The following is a 19,935-nucleotide window of genomic DNA, read 5'->3' as shown; positions in this document are numbered from 1 at the left end:
GCAATTGAGACGCCGGGCCGAGGTGCTTGAGCCATTCGCACCGACCGAGATTGAATAACCCCCATATGCCTAAAGGACGCTCCCCATGTGCGCCGAGACCCCCGACTACAAAGCCACGCTGAACCTGCCCAAGACCGATTTCCCCATGCGCGCCGGACTGCCCAAGCGCGAGCCCGGCTGGCTGGAGCGGTGGGAGAAGATCGGCGTCTATGACCGCTTGCGCGAGAAAGAGGGGCGTCAGCCCTTCACGCTGCATGACGGCCCTCCCTATGCCAACGGGCATTTGCACATCGGTCACGCGTTGAACAAGACGATCAAGGACATGATTGTGCGCAGCCATCAGATGATGGGCTATGACGCGCGCTACATCCCTGGCTGGGACTGCCACGGCCTGCCGATCGAATGGAAGATCGAAGAGCAGTACCGCAAGAAGGGCCGCGACAAGGATCAGGTGCCGATCAATGAATTCCGCGCCGAATGTCGCGAGTTCGCCCGCGGTTGGGTCGACGTGCAGCGCGAGGAATTCAAGCGTCTGGGCATCACCGGCAATTGGGAAAACCCCTATCTGACCATGGATTTCCATGCCGAGCGTGTCATCGCCGAGGAATTCATGAAGTTCCTGATGAACGGCACGCTTTATCAAGGCTCCAAGCCTGTGATGTGGTCGCCGGTTGAGAAAACCGCGCTGGCCGAGGCCGAGGTTGAGTATCACGACAAGGAAAGCCACACCGTTTGGGTGAAGTTCAAGGTGGTCGGGACCGAGGGCGATCTGGACGGGGCGCAGGTGGTGATCTGGACCACGACGCCTTGGACCATGCCCTCGAACAAGGCCGTGGTTTACGGCGAGGGCATTTCCTATGGCCTTTACGAAGTGACCAGCACACCGGACGAATGCTGGGCCAATGTGGGCGAGCGTTTCCTGCTGGCCGATGATCTGGCGGCGGATGTCTTCGCCCGTGCCCGTCTGGAAGACGGCATGTGGAGCCGTGTGCGCGGTGTCGAGAATGACGAATTGGCCAAGATTTCGCTTTTGCACCCGCTGGCCGGCGCCGAAGGGGCGGAGGGCGAGTGGGATGATCCGCGAGATTTCCGTGCCGCCGATTTCGTGACTTCGGACGAGGGTACGGGCTTCGTGCATTGCGCGCCGTCGCACGGTCTGGAGGAATACGAGCTTTACCGCGATCTGGGCATGCTGCCGCAGGTCATCACCTATAACGTCATGGAAGACGGCCGTTTCCGCGACGATCTGCCGTTCTTTGGCGGCAAGGCAATCCTCAAGCCGAACGGCAAAGAGGGCAACGCCAATAGCGCGATCATCGACAAGCTGGTTGAGGTCGGCGGGCTGCTGGCGCGTGGCAAGATCAAGCACAGCTACCCGCATAGCTGGCGCTCCAAGGCGCCGGTGATCTACCGCAACACGCCGCAGTGGTTTGCCGCGATCGACAAGGTTGTCGGCGACGGGCTGGACCAGAACGGCAAGACCATCCGCGAACGCGCATTGACTTGCATCGACAAGGTTAACTGGGTGCCGAAATCTGGCCGCAACCGCCTGCATTCGATGATGGAAGCACGGCCCGACTGGGTGCTCAGCCGCCAGCGCGCCTGGGGCGTGCCGTTGACCTGCTTCGTGCGCAAGGGTGTGGCGCCGACAGATGAGAACTTCCTGCTGCGCAATCCTGAAGTGAACCAGCGCATCGTCGAGGCCTTTGAGGCCGAAGGCGCGGATGCGTGGTATGCCGACGGGGCCAAAGAGCGCTTCCTTGAGGGTATCGTCGATCCGGCGGAATTCGATCAGGTGACTGACATTCTCGACGTCTGGTTCGATAGCGGCTCAACCCATGCTTTCACCCTGCGCGACCGTGAAGACGGGACCGAGGACGGCATCGCAGACGTTTACATGGAAGGCACCGACCAGCACCGCGGGTGGTTCCACTCCTCGCTGTTGCAGTCTGTGGGCACTACGGGTCGCGCGCCTTACCGCAACGTGGTGACACACGGTTTCACGCTGGACGCGAAGGGCATGAAGATGTCCAAATCCATCGGCAACACCATCGTACCCGAGAAAATTGTGCAGCAATATGGCGCGGATATTCTGCGGCTTTGGGTGGCGCAGACCGATTACACCGCCGATCAGCGGATCGGGGATGAGATCCTCAAAGGCGTGGCCGACAGCTATCGCCGCTTGCGCAACACCATGCGCTATATGCTCGGCGCGTTGAATGATTTCAGCGAGGCGGACCGGGTTGATCCGGCAGATATGCCGGAGCTAGAGCGGTGGGTGCTGCACCGGGTGGCGGAACTCGACAAGGTGGTGCGCGACGGCTTTGCGCGCTTTGATTTTCAGGGCGTGTTCCAGGCGGTCTTTACCTTTGCCACGGTCGATCTCTCGGCGTTCTACTTCGATATCCGCAAGGATGCGCTCTACTGTGATGGCGATACTCTGCGCCGCCGTGCCGCGCGCACGGTGCTGGATATCCTGTTCCACCGTCTGACCACATGGCTTGCACCTGTGCTGGTCTTCACGATGGAGGAAGTCTGGCTGGAGCGCTTCCCGGGCGACGACTCCTCGGTGCATCTGGTGGATATGCCCGAAACGCCTGAAGCATGGCTAAACCCGGAACTGGCGGCGAAATGGGCCAAGGTCCGTGCCGCGCGCCGTGTGGTGACGGCGGCGCTGGAGGTGCAGCGGACCGAGAAGGTGATCGGTGCCTCGCTCGAAGCGGCCCCTGTGGTGCATGTTGATGACGCGGCGCAGCGCGAGGCGTTGGAGAGCGTGTCTTTCGAAGATGTGGCGATTACCTCGGACATCACCGTAACCGGCGACGCGGCCCCGGCTGAGGCTTTCCGCATGCCCGAGGCGCAAGGCGTGGCTGTGGTGTTCGAAAAGGCCGAAGGCGCCAAATGCGAGCGTTGCTGGAAGGTGCTGCCGGATGTCGGCACGCATGAGCATCCCGGCGTTTGCGGGCGCTGTGATGAGGCGGTGCGTGAGGCTTTGGCGGAGGAAACAGCATGAAAACTATCAATGAGGCTTTCGAAACGGCACAGGGGGCGCTGGCGGCATTGAAGGCAGCAGTAAGAACTGTACTTGAAAATGGCCCTGAAGAAGGGCTGAGAAATGTGGATGTCGGAAAATGTTTGGGTATCTACGGCGGACATGTCGAACATGTGGGTCACATTTCTAGAACGGTCCTTGCAATGCTTGAGTGTGACGGCGTTGCAGAACAGTTCGGCCCAGAGAAACGTTGGCGGCTAGTTCGCCACGTTCAGTAAGGGGGGCTGCGGGCGTCGGGATAACCGGCGCCCGTTTTTCTTTTTCTGGTCACCAATGCCCCGCCCGTGGGAACCACGAGCGTCGCCCTCCCTCCCTCCAGAGGGGGCGATGCCCTAAGCGCTCTTTCGCAGGCGCGTTTTCTGGCGCAGAGTGGCGCGATGAAACAAGCCTCCCTCTCCACGCCCTTCGGCGATCTGACCCTGACCGAAGAGGATGGGGCGATCACGGCACTTGGGTGGGGGCAGGCAGCGCGGCAGGATCGCTCGGACCTGCTGGATGCCGCGCTGCGCCAACTCAAGGAATACGCGACAGACGAGCGTCAAAGCTTTGACCTACCGCTGCGCGTTATGGGGAGCGACTTCCAGCGCGCGGTCTGCACCGCGATTCTTGCGATTCCCTTTGGCCACACCCGCACCTACGGAGAGATTGCCCGCGACCTCGGCGTGCCTGCGCAAGCGGTGGGCGGGGCCTGTGGCGGCAATCCAATCCCGATTATCATCCCCTGCCACCGCGTGATGGGGGCGAAGGGCCTGACTGGCTTTAGCGGGGCAGGCGGGGTCGAGACCAAGGTCGCGCTGCTGCGCCATGAGGGCGCGGCGGGGCTGTTGATTTAACCTCGTGAGGCAGGATCAGTCTTCTGCGAGGGGGATCAACTGCTGCGCAGCACCAGCGCAGATGAGGTAGATTGAGGTGATCACCAGCCCCCAGTGGGCCCAGCTTTCGGGGTGAAAATTCACCCAAGCCGACCAGCCCGCGAAGAAGGTCCATGCCAGCGCCATGGGCAATGTCACGGGACGCCAACGCTCAGTCCGGACGGGGTGCACGAATTTGATCGGCAGAAACATCGCCGCGGCAAGGATCGTGACCACGATCAAGCTGATCCACCATTCGGGCTGCAAAGCAAATAGCACCAGCACCAGCATGTTCCAGCAGCCGGGAAAACCTTTAAAGGAATTGTCCTTGGTTTTCATGCGGGTGTCGGAAAAATACATGACGCTGGCAAAGGTGATGATAATGATCATCGCCCAACCGCTCCAGCCATCCATCAGGCCCGAGGTGAACAGCGCGAAGGCCGGAATGAAGACATAAGTGAGATAGTCGATGATGAGGTCCATCAAGACGCCATCGAATTCGGGGGCGTTGGTCTTCACATCGTATTTGCGCGCCAGCGGGCCGTCGATACCATCGACGAAGAAGGCGATCACCAGCCAAAGGAACATCAGGTCCCATTTCTCTTCCACGGCGGCGAGCATGGCAAGCATTGCCAGCACCGCACCGGTGGCAGTGAAAAGGTGAACGAAGAGGGCACGCATCTGTATGGTCATGTGTCTGCATCGCAAATCCGCCGGGGGGATGCAAAGGAAACTCTGGCGCGGGCGGCAAAAACCAGCGTAGCAGAGGCGGGGCAACGGGGGCGCAGTTGACGGGGCCAGTCGTTGCGCAGGAAATATGCCCAAGTCCCGCGCTTCGGGTTGACGGCTACCGCGATTCCCCTTAAAGCCAGCGAACCAATTCAGGGTCGGCTCTGCGCGGCCCCCACGTTATGTGTTTTTCCGGATCGCTGGAAGGACACAACAGCAAAAGGATGAACCCATGTCGCGCCGTTGCGAATTGACCGGAAAAGGCCCGATGACGGGCAACAACGTAAGCCACGCCAACAACCGTACACGCCGTCGGTTCTTGCCGAACCTCAACGACGTGTCGTTGCAGTCCGAAGCACTGGGCCGCGCGTTCAAGCTGCGCATCTCTGCCGCAGCCCTGCGCAGCGTCGACCACCGCGGTGGTCTGGACAAGTTCCTGGCGAAAGCCAAGGACGTTGAACTGTCCGACAATGCGTTGAAAATCAAAAAGGCCATCGCGAAAACCAGCGCGACCGCCGATGTGCTGAGCTAAGGCTTACCACAGACCAGATTGGGGCCTCGATCCGAAAGGATCGGGGCCTTTTTCGTTTTGGGCTTAGGTCTTTCTTAAGGGTTTCCCGGCTATCAGGATGGCACCCCGCGCTGCCATTGGCGGTTTTGTTGCGCAGGGGTATGTTTTTATTCGGGAAACCTTGGAAATGCGCGCTAATTGATCCTCTGACATTTGTTGTTCTGGCCATGCTACCTGCCAAGCGGGGCTCAGACCGTGCATCAAGATCGGAGATTTCATGACTGACCCCACCCCCGGCACGCCAAACTCTAGCCCGCCCTCGGGCACGCCCGCCGACACGAATGAGATCGAGACTGATTTCGAGGTTGGCCAAGACAACATCGACGGGACATTGGGCCCGCTGGGCTTTGACATCCACAACCCGGTCTTCATGGTGTCCGGCCTGACGGCAGTGGCCTTTGTGCTGCTGACGATGCTTTTCCCGGATCAAGCCGGGGTGGTCTTCCTTGCTGTTCGGGATTTCGCCACCACCAAGCTGGACTGGCTGTTCATGATCATCGTGAACATCTTCGTTATCTTTTGTATCGTGCTGATTTTCTTGCCCATCTCCAAGGTCAGGCTTGGCGGGAAAGAGGCCGTGCCAGAGTATTCCTACCTTGCTTGGTTCGCCATGCTTTTTGCCGCGGGCATGGGCATCGGGCTTTTGTTCTTTGGCGTGCTTGAGCCGGTGTATCATATGAACGTCTCTGGCCCCTTGGGGGTGCCCCTGCCGATTGCCGAAGATGGGTCGATCATACCTGAGAATGTCGAGGCCGCCCGCGCCATGGGGCTCGCGGCGACCTTTTACCACTGGGGGCTGCATGGCTGGGCGGTCTATGCGATCATGGCGCTGGCCTTGGCCCTGTTTACCTATAACAAGGGGCTGCCATTCTCGATCCGGTCCTGTTTCTATCCGCTTCTGGGCGATCGGGTCTGGGGCTGGCCGGGACATATCATTGATATCTTGGCGGTTTTCGCGACGCTTTTTGGTCTTGCCACATCGCTTGGCTTGGGCGCGCAGCAGGCCAACGCGGGGTTCAACTTTGCCTTCGGGCTTGAGATTTCGACCAACGTGCAGGTGGTCATTATCCTTTTGGTCACCGCCGTGGCGCTGGTGTCGGTCTGGCGCGGGTTGGACGGCGGGGTAAAGATCCTGTCGGAGGTGAACATGATCGTGGCGGTCCTGTTCTTCCTCTTTGTGCTCTTCGTTGGCCCGACGTTGGTGGGGCTGGATGGCTTTTGGACCGGTTTGGTGGCCTATACGCAAGAGATCATTCCACTTTCCAACCCCTTTGGCCGCGATGACGATGCCTACCGCGAAGGGTGGACGGCGTTCTATTGGGCGTGGTGGGTATCTTGGGCGCCTTTCGTGGGGATGTTCATCGCGCGGGTCTCGCGCGGGCGCACGGTGCGGGAATTTATCATCTGTGTGCTGCTGATCCCCTCCCTCATCATCTTTATCTGGATGGGCGTCTTTGGCGGTATTGCGATTGATCAAATCCTGACCAGCCCCGAAACATCGTTGGTGAAGGCCAATGTGATCGACAGCTATTCGCCGGAACTGTCGCTTTTCGGGATGTTGAATGAACTGCCTTTCACCAAGGTGGCCTCGACCATCGCGATTCTCTTGGCGCTGGTGTTCTTTGTTACCTCGTCGGATTCGGGGTCGCTGGTTGTCGATACGATCACGGCGGGAGGCAAAATCGACGCGCCGGTCCCGCAGCGTATCTTTTGGTGCATCGTCGAAGGGTTGATCGCCATCGTGCTGTTGATCGGCGGCGGGCTCTCGGCCCTGCAGGCCGGGGTCACGGCGACGGGTGTGCCCTTTGCGATCTTGATGCTGGTCATGTGCTATACGGTCTACAAGGGTCTGCGCAGCGAACCGCGCTGAGGCTATCTGGCGTGCCGTAACTTAGCGGCGCGCCGCCAAAACCTCTGCCACCCATTCGGGGACCGTCTGGCTGGCTGGCCCGATGCGATGCTCCGCGAACTGATTGCCCACGGCAGAGCGTTCGAGATTGAATTCAATCGTATGCGCCCCGGCGCGGCGGGCCTCGGCGACGAAGCCGGCGGCGGGGTAGACGTTGCCGGAGGTGCCAATCGCGGCAAAGACATCCGCCTCGGCCAGATGATCAAAAAGTGCGTCCATCTCATAGGGCATCTCGCCAAACCAGACGATATCGGGTCGCGCGGCGGGGGCGTTGCAGGCGGGGCAGGCATCGCCCGGTGCCATGACCATGGGCGCAGGCCAGCGGTGATCGCAGGCGGCGCAGAGCGCGCCTTTGAGGGCACCATGCATGTGCATCACCTGTCGCGAGCCGCCCTGTTCGTGCAGATCATCGACATTCTGGGTGATGACGACCACCTCGCCGTCAAGCTCGGCCTCTAGCCGGGCGAGGGCGCGATGCGCGGCGTTGGGTGACACCTCGGCCGCCTGTGCGCGGCGGGCGTTGTAGAAATCGACCACCAGTTTTGGATTACGGGCGAAGCCTTCGGGGGTGGCCACGTCTTCGACGCGGTGCTGCGCCCAAAGGCCATCGGAGGCGCGGAAGGTTTCAAGCCCGCTTTCGGCAGAGATGCCCGCGCCAGTAAGGATCACGATCTTGGTCATGGGGTATTATTCTCCGATCGGGTCTTCGGCTTCAAGCAGGTGAAACCCATCCGCCAGCCACGGCAGCTGCGCGATGGCAGGGGCAATCATATGGGTTTGCATCAACTGCCGCATGGTCTGGGCAATGTCGCGCGGCACCGGGCCAGACCATTCGGCCCCGGCGAAGAGCGAAATCGTCCGGGCGGGCAGCGGGGTGTTCAGGGGGGCGGGCAGGGGATGCGCGGCCAGCCGGTCGTGGAAACGGGCGGCGCGCATGTAGCCCAAGGGCGTCGTTATCGCCCAGCCAATGCCCCGTGCCACCATGGCCATTAATGCCAGATGGCTGCCGATCTCGAACCGTGCGCGCAGGTTGTGGCCCTGAGCGGTAAGATGTGCCTCGATCTGTCGCGCGATCAACTGGTCGGCGGCGTAGCGCAAAAAGGGTAGGTCGGTGCTGCCGCGCAGCAGGGCCTCGGGGGCATAGGGCGCGCCCGCAGGGGTAACGAGGATGAAGGGGTCGCGGGCCAGCGGGTATTCCAAAACCCCGTCAATCGGTCCGTCGATCTGCGCCGAAAGCGCCATATGCAGGCTTTGATCGCGGAGCGCCTTGGCCAGTTCGTTGCTGCCTGCGGTGATCATGCGAAAGCGGCACCCGGTCAGGCTGTCGCCAAGGATTGTGGCAAGGCGCGGGGTCAGGTCATCGTCGAAATCATCAATCACACCGAGGTTCAGCGCCTCCAGATGGGCCAGATCCATCACCGTGACTTCGCTCTGCGCTTGGCGCAATTCGCTGAGCGCCTGTTCGGCCCGGCGCAGAAACATCTGCCCGGCTTGGGTCAATCGCATGGGGCGGCGGGTGTGATCGACCAGTTCCGCCCCGATGGCGGCTTCGAGGTTGCGCATCTGCTGGCTGACGGCGGGCTGGCTGAGCCCCGTGGCCTCTGCTGCCTGCGCCACCGATCCGCTGCGCGCGAGCGCCTCAAACACTTCGATGCCCCGAAGGGTGATGCCTTTGTTCAGCATGTGGTCCCAACTCTTTCGGATCTTGTGAAACCACGGGCGGCTCAGGTCAAGCATTTGCCCATCGAAGTGGCAGCATATCTGTTGATTTCGGGAAAGCGACGGGAGGCGCTTCGGGCCCACGGGCCGCCCCCTTGAAGCCGCCGCCAAAGCTGCGCAGACTGCGGGCAAACAGCCCTCAGGAGCCTCTCCGAATGAAAATCGCCACAGCTGCCTATCCGCTCGATGTTCTGACCTCATGGGCGCAGTACGAAGACAAACTGGCCCATTGGGTCGCCGAGGCCGCGGTGCAGGGGGCGGAACTGCTGGTTTTTCCCGAATATGCCGCGATGGAATTGGCCACGCTGGATGGGGCCGAAGTAGCCGCCGATTTGGAGCGATCGCTTTTCTCGGTCTCGGACAAGCTTGAGGAAGCCGACCGGCTGCATATGAAGCTCGCCACAGAGCACAATGTGCATATCGTGGCAGGCTCTGGCCCCGCGGCGACCGAGAGCCGTCCGGTCAACCGCGCGCGGCTGATTACGCCTACGGGGCAGGTGGGGGTGCAGGACAAGCAGATCATGACCCGTTTCGAGCGTGAAGAGTGGGGCGTGATCGGAGGCAATGCGCTTCAGGTTTTCGAGACCGCGATTGGCAAGATCGGGATTTTGATCTGTTATGACAGTGAGTTTCCCCTGCTGGGCCGGGCGCTGAGCGATTGCGATGTGATCTGCGTGCCCAGTGTCACCGAAACGCTAGCGGGCTATTGGCGGGTGCGCATCGGCTCCATGGCCCGCGCGTTGGAGAATCAGTGCATCACGGCGATGTCTTCGGTGGTGGGCGCGGCGGATTGGTCAGAGGCTTTGGGTCAATCTTTTGGCGCGGGGGGGATTTTTTGCCCGCCGGATCGCGGCTTCCCGCCGACGGGCATTTTGGGACTGCGCGAGGTGAACGCACCCGGCTGGACCATTGCAGAAGCCGATTTGGCGCAGGTCGCCGAGGTTCGCGCAGATGGCATCGTTTTGAACCGAAGGGACTGGCAAGACCAGATTGGCCGCGACGGAAAGGCGATAAACGTCGCTTTGCGCTGAATCCCCCTTGAAAAAGCGCAAAAATGCGCCCATTTAAGCCTGCGCCCTCAAATTGGAGGGTTTTGTGCTCAAGGAGAGACCATGGCCAAGGAAGATACGCTCGAATTTCCCGGTGTCGTGAAGGAACTCCTGCCTAACGCGACGTTTCGGGTCGAGCTGGAAAACGGCCATGAGATCATCGCGCATACGGCAGGCAAGATGCGGAAAAACCGCATCCGTGTTCTGGCTGGCGACAAGGTTCAGGTGGAAATGACACCCTATGATTTGACCAAAGGTCGGATCAACTATCGCTTCAAGTAAGCGGCACCGCGTTCGCGCGTTGCGCGGCGCAGGCGGGGCCGTGCGCGGCCCCGACCGGGCTGCCGGCCTCAGGCAAAGAGGCCCATAAGATGCAGTTCATTCTCGGATCAGGATCACCGCGCCGATTGGAGCTTTTGGCCCAGATCGGCGTGGTCCCCGATGCCATCCGCGCCCCCGACATTGACGAGACACCCCACAAGGCCGAATTGCCGCGCCCCTATTGCGCCCGCATGGCGCGTGAAAAGGTGGCGGCCGTGCCTGCTGAGGCGGATGATATCGTGCTCTGCGCGGACACCACCGTCGCGCTAGGGCGGCGCATCCTCGGCAAACCCGAAGATGAGGCCGAAGCCGAAGCTTTCCTGCGGTTGATGTCGGGCCGTCGGCATAGGGTGGTCACTGCCGTTGCCGTGAAACGGGGCGAAAAGCTTTGGCAGCGCGATGTGCAAAGCAACGTGAAGATGAAATCCCTGTCTGAGCCGGAGATTCGCCGCTACCTTGCCACCGGCGATTGGCGCGGCAAGGCGGGTGGATATGGCATCCAAGGCCCCGCTGGCGCGCTCATCCCATGGATCAGCGGCTCATTCACTGCAATCGTCGGCCTGCCTTTGGCCGAGGCTGCGAACCTGCTGCAAGCGGCAGGCTACCCATTTGACGGAGGTGCCGCATGAAGGGCCGTACGATCATTCTTGACCATCTTGGCGATGTTGAAGCTGCAGCACTCATTGTGGATGGCAAACTGGACGATTTTCTGGTCGACAGCGACGCGCCGCGCGTTGGCACAGTATATCGCGCGATTGCCGATCGCCCGGTAAAGGGGCAGGGGGGGATGTTCCTCAAGACCCCCGATGGGGCGGCTTTTCTGCGCCAGATCAAAGGGCTGGCCCCCGGCCAGACGATCCTTGTGCAGGTCTCGGGTCATGCTGAACCGGGCAAGGCGATCCCGGTGACCAATAAGCTGCTGTTCAAATCGCGTTATGCCATCGTGACGCCAGATGCGCCGGGGCTGAACATCTCGCGCTCTATCAAGGACGAAGAAGAACGTGACCGACTGCTGGAAATCGCTCATGAGGCCGCAGGCGGTGCTGATCTGGGCCTGATCCTGCGGTCCTCCTGCGCCGGGGCCGATGGCGAGGATATTGCCGAGGATATCGCGAATATGTTGGCGCTTGCGGATACCGTGGCCAATGACGACGCGCAGGAGATGGAGGTGCTGAGCGAAGGCGATGGGCCGCATCTGCTCGCATGGCGCGATTGGACCGCGCCCGCCGAGGTGGTGATCGAAGCCGGGGGCTTTGCCGATCATGGGGTATTGGAAGAGCTTGACCGCGTGTCCTCCTCCAAAGTGTCGCTTGGTGGCGGGGCGTCGATCTTTGTTGAGCCGACCCGCGCGTTGGTGGCCGTGGATGTGAACACGGGCAGTGACGCCTCGCTCGCGGCTGGGGTGAAAGCCAATATGGCCTGCGCCAAGGCGCTGCCCCGCGCGTTGCGCCTGCGCGGGCTGGGCGGGCAGATCACGCTCGATCTGGCCCCCATGCCCAAGAAAGACCGCCGCACCTTCGAAAGCGCGCTGCGTGCGGCCTTCCGCGCCGATGACGTGGACACGACGCTGGTCGGTTGGACGCCTTTGGGTCACTACGAATTGCAGCGTAAACGCGCCCGTCCGGTGCTGGCGGAGGTACTTGCGAGGGCAGGGCAATGAGCTGTCCGATCTGCAAAGCCGAAACCATCAAGGTACACCGCCCCTTCTGCTCGCGCCGCTGCGCCGACATCGATCTGGGCCGCTGGTTCAGCGGAAGCTACGCCGTCCCCTCGCGCGATCCGGAAGACGTTGAAGCAGCCATCGAGGCCGCCGAAGCAGCACAAGACCGCCCTGCAAAGCCCCATTAAGACAGGATAATTTGCGTTTCGTGAAAAGAAGTGGGTTTCGGGGCAAAATGGGGCTGGACACCCCGCGCTACAGGTCCTAGAACCCGCTCACCCGACCTCGAAAGAGGTGACCCGTGCCCGGGTAGCTCAGGGGTAGAGCAGTGGATTGAAAATCCTCGTGTCGGTGGTTCGATTCCGCCCCCGGGCACCATTTTACATAAGCTTATCATGTATTTAGCGGACTGGCCGTTGCTGCACCTCTGTGGTTGATTGCTTGGGACTGCATCTGGACTGCATTGCAGCCATCCTCAATTGATGCAAAATATTGCGGGAGTGTCCAGCAACAATGCGCGGCGAAGTTTGCCACCGCACGCAATAACCGTTCAGAGAGAGATAGCGTCTTGCAGATCAACAACAGCTATTACAGCATAATCGAGATTCTCCAAATGCTTGAACGGCGCGAATTGATCGTCAATGCGGACTATCAGCGCGGGTCAGGTATATGGCCGAAAGGCCCAAGCAGCTACTTCATCGACACGATCCTCGAAAACTTCCCATTTCCGAAAATCTATATGTATGAGTTTATCAACCGGGAGGATCGAACAGTCCGTAGAGAGATCGTGGATGGGCAGCAGCGCATCAGTGCGATCAAGAGGTTTTACGAGAATGAGTTCGCGCTTGGCTCCGAAACCTCCCGCGTTGGCCGAAAGTTCGAAGACTTGGACGATGAGGACCAAGAGCGTTTTCTTTCCTATACCGTTTCTGTCGATGTTATTCGAAGTGCGCGGCGCAGCGAAATTCTGCAAATGTTCAGAAGGATGAATGCATACACTCTCCCGTTGAACGAGGCAGAGAAAAGGCATTCATCCTTTCAGGGGGCGTTCAAATGGTTTGTTAATGAACTGGCAGATGAGCTGAATGAGTTCTTTGTTGAATTTGGTGTATTTTCTAACCGTCAGATTGTTCGCATGTCGGATGCTGCTTTCATCTCGGATTGCATTGTCGCCGTAGAGAAGGGCGTCGTAAGTGCCAGTCCGAAAGATCTGACAGGTCTATACAAAAAGTATGATGTTCTGTTTGATGCTCGCGACTATCACGAGATGATAGCGGGGGCTTTCGATTATATTTCCGAGCATTTTCCTATGTTGCGCAGGACTTTCATGATGAAACCGTATGCGCTGCATTCTTTGATTACCGCATTGATTCATAGTCGGTATGGAATTCCAAGTATCACAGAGGAGTGGGGCGCGCAGAGCATAGGACAATTCGCTGCGGATCCTGAGGACGCGGGTAGGCAGCTCCTTGAACTCGCTCAAGCTCATGAAGCGAAGGAGGAAGAAGGCGCACATGGAAGGTATGTGTGGGGTTCCCTGAGCACTACCGATAGGAAGCTACGGAGGACGGCGCGCGTTGCTGCAATTCTCCGTATTCTTGGCGTGAATGTTCCGGACACGGTGGATGCCCATCTCGCTTGAACTCATACAGCAGAAGCTAAATTGCCGCATTAGCACACTCGATAGTGGGTTTGATCGCCATGTGGTCAAACGATCTCACACCCGGAGACTTGATCGTTTCGCCCTGCAAGAGGGGTATGTTTCTGCGCTCTGGCAGGCCTGGTGCGCTTTCTGCCGGGAACTCCTGATTTGTTCTGCTCAGGGTGCTACTACAGCAAGGGGGGCGGTGATAGCTTCACCATACACGGTTCACAGCGAGATGGAGATCGCTTTTATTGCCAGGCAATTGGCTAATGGCAATGTTGTGAGGACCATCCGGCCATTGCTTGGCAGCCATCAAGAACATACTTGGGGAGACCTTGGGAAGCTGAATAGCGTGGTCTCTGGCTTGGGTTGCGGAAACGCTCCGCAGGTCTTGACTGCATTGTCGGCGTGTTTGCGCATTGAGGATTTGCAGTTGTGCCGAAATGCGTCAGCTCACATTGGAAAATCAACTATTCAGGAAATCAAGAAGGCGCGGGTTCGATATCTGGACACAAGAATGCAGCATCCATCTGATATGATGTATTGGGTCGATCCGGGCAGCAGTCATTTCCTGTGGAAGTCTTGGATCGAGGAGATCGAATTGTCATCGCAACTCGCAGTTCAATAGATGCAGTCTCTTTTAGTGTCGATCGTCTTGATAAAGCACTTGGCCAGCCGCTAACTATCCACCGTGCTGATCGTTGCAAAGGGGCAACACATCTGGAGCGCTGCAAGATAATTTCTGTCTCACCCTTCGGATTTTAGCCAAGTAGGTCGCTTTACACTGTGTAGCAACCACAGGAACCCCAATGAAAGCCCATCACTATACCGCACCTATCGAAGACAGGTTGATCGACATCAAGACTGTATGCGAGACACTTTGCCGCTCTCGTGCCAGCATCTACCGAGATATCCAGCGAGGTGATTTCCCGAAGCCGATCAAGCTGCGCGGATCATCGCGTTGGAAGTTGTCGGACCTCACCAATGTCATGAACGGAAAGCGCGCGTTGGCCGCGTAGCCCTGCTTAAATTTGTAAAAAGCCTCCATCATATATCCAGCTCGCCCCCCCTTAGGTGGGGCCTGCCCGACCGGGGGCGTTGTTCTTCCGGCAGCGTTTGGACACCATTGATCGGCGTCAATCGCCGCACTGCACCGACAGGAAGTAATCGCGCACGCAAAGTATCCCGCAACATGATCAACTCATGAAATAGCCGCCGAATGCGACTCCTATAGCGAAGATGCTGAGCGAACCCAGAACGCGCAGTTGGCATGAGCGCTGGGAGGGAACGGGGACCTGTCGATGCTGTTCTTGCGGGGGCCGGGCCTCGTCCAGCTTCTCGACTGCTCTGGTCAAGCTGGCGAGCTTGATTGAATGGCGGTCGATCTCGCGCAATAGCTTGGCCATTCCCGCGACCGCATGCTCGCTGTTTTGCGAAGCTGCTGCTGCGCTCCGGCGTGTTGTCTCCATCGCCTTTTCCCAGTCGTAGGGGTCCTGCATCATGCTGTGCCTCCTTCAATGCATTGATTTCGCGGATTACAGCATTCGCTTCGGCTCGAGTGTGGCCTTGGTCGATGTGCCGCCATTCATTCTTTCGGGCCTTTTGGGACCCAGCCGTTGCGCGGGCAGATGCGCCCTCATGGATCGTAGGAACCTTGTCGATCCCTCGATCCGAGTAGGACAAGTGGCTGATTTCCGAGCTGCTTCCGAACCCCCAGTTGCGCATCATCCGGTTATGCAGCTCTGCCCATAGACTTGCAGCGCTCTCGATGGCGTTTTTCCTGGCCATGCCCAGCGTGCTTTTCGGTCGGCCTCGCCCGCCTGTCTTCTGCTGGACATCGAAGAACACCAAATGGGCATGTGGGTTATTGATGTCGTTGCCCTGCTGATCATGGATCGCCGCGACATATCCCGCGACCCCCTTGCTAAATTGCTCTGCCAGGGACCGCACCAGGGCTTCCCGCTGATAAGCCGACGCCTCTACTGGTAGCGCGATCATGAACCGCTCGCAGACGCGCCCTTTGCGTCTCTGAGCCTCGTTCTCTGCTTTGTGAGCAGCCTCTACCCGTGATCGGCCCGGAAGCCGTTCCTGCATTACTACACGGGCGGCTTGCGGGCGGGTGATGTATCGCAAATGAGCGGCGGTTTGGCCCAACACCGCCGCTCGTGAATCGTCAGTGCGTTTCTCCGAGAATGTCTTGACTGAATGCCGAAACGAAAACAGTGCCATCTCTTTCCTGAGGGTGGCGGGGATAAAAACCATGTTTTTATCCGTTGTGCGCCTTCCCTATCTCCTTCCCGGACTGGAAATAGGGATATGTCAATGAAAGCCGAAAACTCTGATATCTTGGCCGACAAGCGAAAGCAGAACGGACAGATTCTGATGATGATCTCGAACTACTGCCGCAAACACCGCATGCTCGATGTGGGGCTTCGGAGCCTGTCTGCGGAAGCGGCCAATGCTATCGGCAATGAGATCGTTGATATGTTCGTGGAGCGTGTAGCTGAGTGCCAAAAGGAAACGCCCCCTGACATGGGGGCGTTTGGCGAGGGCAATGTCGTTGATCATCGGGTTCGCCACCGGGCGCGGTAGATGGCGGGTCAGACCGTCGCTCTGTCCCCCGCTGCGCAAAGCCTGACGCTATCGCCAGCTTTTTCAATCTTGCCCTCGGAAAGTAGCGCGTTCAACGCCGCATTCACCTGTTTTCGCATGGTGTCGGAGTTTTGGCGAATTTGGTTAAAGGGTTCGCCGGACATTTGACCAACTTCCTTTCGTTTGTGCCATTCGCCGCCGTCTTGTTGGTGTAGATGGGTGAGGACCCGCAGCAAGTCTTTAGCGCGCCGACTGGCCAGCGTCGGTTCAGGTTTGTTAGCTGACTTGATGGTTTGGCTCTCGATCAGCGAACTGTCGGGCTTGAAGGGAACCGCCCACGGCACAGTGGTCTTCTCGCCGTGCCGGTTGTAGCCGATTTCGAAGCCCTTGATCTTGAAAGCCAGGGGCGCGGGCTTTTCGTCTTCGCGTTGCTTATTGACCCGAATGAAGACCGTTCCATCGGGATGGGATTCGTCCGCTTTGTGCAGCGTGAATCCCGTATCGACATTCGCGGTAAGGGTTGTCGAGCCGCGCGGCCTTGATGTTTCGGATGCCCCCATATGATGGACGATCAGAACATGGGCGTTTGTTGTCTTCGCAAGGTAGTTCGCATTTGCAAGGACGCGCCCGGTATCCCGAGACGAGTTTTCATCGCCATCACCCATGCAGAGGTTTAGGGTGTCGAAGACCACGACGAGATCATCGCATCCGTGGTAGTCCCGGAATGCTTTCGCATCTGCCGCGAAGCGCCTGACGAGTTCGGGGTCTGACAGATCCACCGGCATATCCAGCACCCCGAACGCGGCGGCCCTGCCGGATTTCTGGCGCAAAAAGGGGAATGCCCGTTTTAACACGCCCTTTGCTGCCTCTGCGGCGACATAGAGGATGGCGGCGCGGGAAACGCGCATGCCACAGAAGTCGCGTCCCATGGCGACATGTGCTGCAATGCTGGCTACGATTGCCGACTTTCCCAGGTTCGACGGTCCCGCGAACATGCTGACCTCGCCTGGGAACAGAAATCGCTGCACAATGTAGTCGGGATCGGGGTTGGGTTGATGTGCGTTAGCGGAAACTGGTTCCTGTCCAAGGATCCGAGGGCGTTGATTGACTTCAGTTGCTTGGAGATCGTTGATTTTTTTCATATTATACCTGTGTCTTAAAGTGTTGATGGCCCGTTTTCGGCGCCGAGCGGGACATGGTTCCGTTTGGTCCGGACGAAAAACGAAAATCGAACATTTCTTCCGGACGGACGGACGCTCCCCCTAATGGGGGGCGTCCGTCCGTCCGGTGTCCCCTCCAGATTTCGCGTCGGCGACGATATGGTCCAAGGCTGCGCTGAGCTTGTTCAGGGCTACGAGCTTGGGGTCTTCCACCTTGTTCAGAATCCGTGTCGCAACCATGTAGTGCCCCGCCGATCCGCTAACGCCCGCGTTTGCGAAGCGGTTGCTGTGATCGAGAATGGCTTCAATGGTTTGGACCGGCACTTGTAGCTCTTCGAGAAGGGTCGCACCGGTGCGACGGAGGTCGTGCCGCGTCCAGTCCCTTGTATTGCTACCCTTCTGAATTTGCTCGGCAATCCGATTCCAGTTGTCGAGCTTTCCGCCATCGCGGTTTGGAAACACCAGCGCATTTCCATCACGCTTCAGATAACCGGGTAGATACCGGAGGAAGTCCAAGGCCGCGTTGGAGAGAGGCAAGCGTTGGCTTCGCCCCTTACCGGTCGTGTCCTTTACATCATGCTTGACCCATACCCCATTCGTGAAGTCGATGTCGCTCCAGCGGGCGTTGGCTACCTCCTCACGGCGAGCCAAGGTCAGCAGGAGAAAACGCATCGCCGCAGGTCCGAAATCATTCTTCGGAAGGATGTTCCGGCGTCGGATCTTCTGTGGGGCAGGGTATTGTAGAAGTGGGAAGATGGCAGCGATCTCCTCGACGCTGAGAACGCGTTGCCGCTTGCCCTTAATCGTAGGGTCGTTGGTTGCGGGGTCATGGACGCGGCGCAACTCAGCGACATCGAGACGAGTAGCGCGACCCGCTCCGATCTTGTCAAACTTGCGGCCGCGATGCGCTGCCCAGTCCAGCACCGGCGATAAGTAGGATAACGCCCGGGAAACTTGGCCATTCGCCGTATCCTTTCCCTTCAATGGACGAACTGGTTGATAGCCATTGGCAGCTCGACCAAAGTCCTCCGGCGTTAGTCTTTCGACTGGTTTGTCGAGGAGTGGTCCAAAAACCCGCTCAATGGTATTTCGAGTGTAGGCGGACGAACCTGGGCCTCCCCTTGGGCGCCAACCCTTCTTGGCGTGCGCGAAGACCGGCTGCACCTCGTCCAGCAGTTCTCGGAGGGTGATCTTTCCAACCTTGGAATTGGCGGATGTGCGGGGCTTTTCCAATCCCTTGGTCTTCATATCCACCCGGATTTGGCATGCGACTTCACGCGCCTCCTTCAACGAAAGGTCGGGATAGGTGCCGATGGTGATAGTAGTGTATTTGCCGGCCTTGTTGCGCATCATGACTGCAAACGACTTGTGGCCGGTGCGCGAAACGCGCAACTTTAGCCCCTGTGTTCTGGCATCGGTGATCTGGATGCGGCCCGTGTCGGCCTTGATGTTCTGGATAAGCCTGTCGGTAAGGGGTTGAGTGCTTTTCATGTGGTTCCTCGCGTTGTTTGCGAGGTGCAGATTGGCCACTGTCCTTTTGCCCAAAGCGGGACTGCACGGGACTGCAAAGTAGCTTAGATTGCCTGAAATCGGCTGAGACGATGTGAGACAAAGGATGCGTCAGAATGTCGCAGGTTGGCTAATGAAATCCCAGTGATTTTATGGGGTTAGCTTGTCTCACCCAGTCTCATGTCGTGCCAGTCAATATCCGCCTGTTCTGGATGCAGAATGATTGAAAATCCTCGTGTCGGTGGTTCGATTCCGCCCCCGGGCACCATTTTTACCGAACAAAACAAATCGTACCCTCCGCCCCTGCCGCGCGCGCGACTTCCGCACCCGGCCCGGAACCTCCGCCAGCTTTCTGACGTTGTCCCTCTACTCATATAGAGGAGAGCAACCATGGCGAATGACGACCAAGCTAAAGGCAAGGCGAAAGACATCGGCGGCAAGCTGAAAGAAGAAGCTGGCGATGCCACAGGCAACGACGACCTCAAGCACGAAGGTCAGGCCGATCAGGCTGAAGGCAAGGTGCAAAAGGGCGTCGGCGACGCCAAAGATAAGCTATCAGACTAATCACAAAAGCGCGCCTCTGACCGGAGGCGCGCTTTTCTGTCTGAGCTACAATGCTAGGCGTACTCACCTCTTAATAATGATGTAGATCGCATGGACGATCCCTGGAATGTAGCCCAGTAGGGTTAGGATGATATTAATCCAGAAGTGCTTTCCTAGACCTTCCTGCAAGAACACCCCCAGAGGGGGCAATAGAATAGCGATAATAATGCGAATGATGTCCATAGTGTCACGCCGGGGCCGCCGGGCTCCTTTCTAGGTGGGTTAGTGGCTGGTCTAAGCTAGCCCTCATTGGTCAAGCGGCCAGGGATGGTGTGGCAGGCGCGGGCAATTAACACTCGCCGCAGCAAGGGTTTTGCGGCACTCTATCGAAAAGCAAGAGGAGGGGCAGGGTGGAGCCAGTCAGGATTATGTGGCGCCAGATCATGGAGATGGCGCGGGATACTATTGCGCTTTTGCCGCAGATTGCCGTCGCCACCCTTGTATTGATATTGACTTGGGCGATCGCCGCGCTTGGCCGTTCGCTGGTCACTAGAACCCTGTCGCGAACCAAACTCCGCCCAAGCCTGCAAGACCTCTTTACGCTCCTGACGTCGATCCTCATTTG

Annotated in this window: 23 protein-coding genes, 1 tRNA gene and 1 pseudogene (1 of these 25 running past the window's edge); 17 read left to right on the top strand and 8 right to left on the bottom strand. The window is 58.8% G+C overall.

Annotated features, from left to right (window positions below):
• Positions 1–85 precede the first annotated feature (85 nt).
• From ileS to T8A63_RS12885, 3 genes are all read left to right on the top strand, one after another.
• Positions 86–3,013: an isoleucine--tRNA ligase gene (ileS, locus tag T8A63_RS12895; protein WP_322344034.1), complete on the top strand. Its 2,928-nt coding sequence runs from the start codon at positions 86–88 to the stop codon at positions 3,011–3,013.
• Positions 3,010–3,270: a hypothetical protein gene (locus T8A63_RS12890; RefSeq protein ID WP_300055299.1), complete on the top strand. Its 261-nt coding sequence runs from the start codon at positions 3,010–3,012 to the stop codon at positions 3,268–3,270. The genes ileS and T8A63_RS12890 overlap by 4 nt, the downstream gene beginning before the upstream one ends.
• A gap of 159 nt (positions 3,271–3,429) precedes the next feature.
• Positions 3,430–3,885 carry a methylated-DNA--[protein]-cysteine S-methyltransferase gene (locus T8A63_RS12885; protein ID WP_322344033.1) on the top strand — a complete coding sequence of 152 codons (456 nt, stop codon included), beginning with the start codon at positions 3,430–3,432 and terminating at the stop codon, positions 3,883–3,885.
• Between the two features lie 15 nt (positions 3,886–3,900).
• Here the strand turns inward: T8A63_RS12885 and T8A63_RS12880 are convergent, their stop codons facing one another.
• The gene (locus tag T8A63_RS12880) at positions 3,901–4,596 is read right to left on the bottom strand and encodes a CDP-alcohol phosphatidyltransferase family protein (protein ID WP_120350612.1); all 696 of its coding nucleotides are present in this window, start codon (positions 4,594–4,596) and stop codon (positions 3,901–3,903) included.
• 268 nt (positions 4,597–4,864) lie between these two features.
• Here T8A63_RS12880 and rpmB point away from each other — a divergent pair, with 268 nt between their 5' ends.
• A complete protein-coding gene (rpmB, locus tag T8A63_RS12875) occupies positions 4,865–5,164 on the top strand; it encodes a 50S ribosomal protein L28 (protein ID WP_067625199.1) in 300 nt (99 codons plus the stop codon).
• 256 nt (positions 5,165–5,420) lie between these two features.
• Positions 5,421–7,073 carry a BCCT family transporter gene (locus T8A63_RS12870; RefSeq protein ID WP_067938383.1) on the top strand — a complete coding sequence of 551 codons (1,653 nt, stop codon included), beginning with the start codon at positions 5,421–5,423 and terminating at the stop codon, positions 7,071–7,073.
• 21 nt (positions 7,074–7,094) lie between these two features.
• Here T8A63_RS12870 and T8A63_RS12865 read toward each other — a convergent pair whose 3' ends face one another.
• Together T8A63_RS12865 and T8A63_RS12860 are read right to left on the bottom strand one after the other, a co-directional pair.
• On the bottom strand, positions 7,095–7,793 hold the full coding sequence (locus T8A63_RS12865) for an NAD-dependent deacylase (protein ID WP_322344032.1): 699 nt from the start codon (positions 7,791–7,793) through the stop codon (positions 7,095–7,097).
• Positions 7,794–7,799: 6 nt separating this feature from the next.
• The gene (locus T8A63_RS12860; protein ID WP_322344031.1) at positions 7,800–8,795 is read right to left on the bottom strand and encodes a LysR family transcriptional regulator; all 996 of its coding nucleotides are present in this window, start codon (positions 8,793–8,795) and stop codon (positions 7,800–7,802) included.
• 191 nt (positions 8,796–8,986) lie between these two features.
• On the opposite strand from T8A63_RS12860, the gene T8A63_RS12855 reads away from it, so the two are divergent.
• From T8A63_RS12855 to T8A63_RS12815, 9 genes are all read left to right on the top strand, one after another.
• Positions 8,987–9,862 (top strand): carbon-nitrogen hydrolase family protein, encoded by an 876-nt coding sequence (locus tag T8A63_RS12855; RefSeq protein ID WP_067625298.1) that lies wholly within the window; start codon positions 8,987–8,989, stop codon positions 9,860–9,862.
• Positions 9,863–9,943: 81 nt separating this feature from the next.
• Positions 9,944–10,162 carry a translation initiation factor IF-1 gene (gene infA, locus T8A63_RS12850; RefSeq protein WP_005978431.1) on the top strand — a complete coding sequence of 73 codons (219 nt, stop codon included), beginning with the start codon at positions 9,944–9,946 and terminating at the stop codon, positions 10,160–10,162.
• A gap of 89 nt (positions 10,163–10,251) precedes the next feature.
• Positions 10,252–10,830 carry a nucleoside triphosphate pyrophosphatase gene (locus tag T8A63_RS12845; RefSeq protein WP_322344030.1) on the top strand — a complete coding sequence of 193 codons (579 nt, stop codon included), beginning with the start codon at positions 10,252–10,254 and terminating at the stop codon, positions 10,828–10,830.
• The gene (locus tag T8A63_RS12840; RefSeq protein WP_322344029.1) at positions 10,827–11,861 is read left to right on the top strand and encodes a ribonuclease E/G; all 1,035 of its coding nucleotides are present in this window, start codon (positions 10,827–10,829) and stop codon (positions 11,859–11,861) included. The genes T8A63_RS12845 and T8A63_RS12840 overlap by 4 nt, the downstream gene beginning before the upstream one ends.
• Positions 11,858–12,049 carry a DNA gyrase inhibitor YacG gene (locus tag T8A63_RS12835; RefSeq protein ID WP_322344028.1) on the top strand — a complete coding sequence of 64 codons (192 nt, stop codon included), beginning with the start codon at positions 11,858–11,860 and terminating at the stop codon, positions 12,047–12,049. The genes T8A63_RS12840 and T8A63_RS12835 overlap by 4 nt, the downstream gene beginning before the upstream one ends.
• 115 nt (positions 12,050–12,164) lie before the next feature.
• Positions 12,165–12,239 (top strand) — tRNA-Phe (locus T8A63_RS12830).
• A gap of 190 nt (positions 12,240–12,429) precedes the next feature.
• Positions 12,430–13,503 carry a DUF262 domain-containing protein gene (locus T8A63_RS12825; RefSeq protein WP_322344027.1) on the top strand — a complete coding sequence of 358 codons (1,074 nt, stop codon included), beginning with the start codon at positions 12,430–12,432 and terminating at the stop codon, positions 13,501–13,503.
• Entirely contained in the window at positions 13,487–14,134 is a 648-nt protein-coding gene (locus T8A63_RS12820; RefSeq protein WP_322344026.1) for a hypothetical protein, read from the top strand. Before T8A63_RS12825 ends, T8A63_RS12820 begins: the two co-directional genes overlap by 17 nt.
• Before the next feature lie 181 nt (positions 14,135–14,315).
• Positions 14,316–14,525, top strand: coding sequence for a helix-turn-helix transcriptional regulator (locus T8A63_RS12815; RefSeq protein ID WP_322344025.1), 210 nt, complete (start codon positions 14,316–14,318; stop codon positions 14,523–14,525).
• 177 nt (positions 14,526–14,702) lie between these two features.
• On the opposite strand, the gene T8A63_RS12810 is transcribed toward T8A63_RS12815, so the two are convergent.
• Both T8A63_RS12810 and T8A63_RS22415 read right to left on the bottom strand, forming a co-directional pair.
• Complete coding sequence (locus tag T8A63_RS12810; RefSeq protein ID WP_322344024.1) at positions 14,703–15,008, bottom strand: hypothetical protein; 306 nt, start codon at positions 15,006–15,008, stop codon at positions 14,703–14,705.
• 124 nt (positions 15,009–15,132) lie between these two features.
• A pseudogene (locus T8A63_RS22415) lies at positions 15,133–15,600 on the bottom strand (MobA/MobL family protein); the annotation flags it as partial.
• A 228-nt stretch (positions 15,601–15,828) separates the two neighbouring features.
• On the opposite strand from T8A63_RS22415, the gene T8A63_RS12805 reads away from it, so the two are divergent.
• Positions 15,829–16,098 (top strand): hypothetical protein, encoded by a 270-nt coding sequence (locus T8A63_RS12805; protein ID WP_322344023.1) that lies wholly within the window; start codon positions 15,829–15,831, stop codon positions 16,096–16,098.
• An 8-nt stretch (positions 16,099–16,106) separates the two neighbouring features.
• Here T8A63_RS12805 and T8A63_RS12800 read toward each other — a convergent pair whose 3' ends face one another.
• Positions 16,107–17,240: an AAA family ATPase gene (locus T8A63_RS12800; protein WP_322344022.1), complete on the bottom strand. Its 1,134-nt coding sequence runs from the start codon at positions 17,238–17,240 to the stop codon at positions 16,107–16,109.
• Positions 17,241–17,360: 120 nt separating this feature from the next.
• Positions 17,361–18,749, bottom strand: a complete 1,389-nt coding sequence (locus T8A63_RS12795) for an integrase family protein (RefSeq protein ID WP_322344021.1) — start codon at positions 18,747–18,749, stop codon at positions 17,361–17,363.
• A 408-nt stretch (positions 18,750–19,157) separates the two neighbouring features.
• Here T8A63_RS12795 and T8A63_RS12790 point away from each other — a divergent pair, with 408 nt between their 5' ends.
• Complete coding sequence (locus T8A63_RS12790) at positions 19,158–19,331, top strand: CsbD family protein (RefSeq protein ID WP_082849461.1); 174 nt, start codon at positions 19,158–19,160, stop codon at positions 19,329–19,331.
• 63 nt (positions 19,332–19,394) lie between these two features.
• On the opposite strand, the gene T8A63_RS12785 is transcribed toward T8A63_RS12790, so the two are convergent.
• Positions 19,395–19,553 carry a YqaE/Pmp3 family membrane protein gene (locus tag T8A63_RS12785; RefSeq protein ID WP_243265093.1) on the bottom strand — a complete coding sequence of 53 codons (159 nt, stop codon included), beginning with the start codon at positions 19,551–19,553 and terminating at the stop codon, positions 19,395–19,397.
• A 185-nt stretch (positions 19,554–19,738) separates the two neighbouring features.
• Between T8A63_RS12785 and T8A63_RS12780 the strand changes: the two genes are divergently transcribed.
• Positions 19,739–19,935 carry the 5' end (the start) of a mechanosensitive ion channel gene (locus T8A63_RS12780; RefSeq protein WP_322344020.1) on the top strand. Its footprint extends 664 nt past the window's final position, so the window shows 197 of its 861 coding nt (coding positions 1–197); the start codon lies at positions 19,739–19,741; the stop codon falls past the right edge of the window.

The sequence above is a fragment of the Sulfitobacter sp. OXR-159 genome (assembly GCF_034377145.1).
Classification (GTDB): domain Bacteria; phylum Pseudomonadota; class Alphaproteobacteria; order Rhodobacterales; family Rhodobacteraceae; genus Sulfitobacter.
Note: the sequence above shows the minus strand (reverse complement) of the source record. Positions and strands in the feature narration are given on the sequence as shown.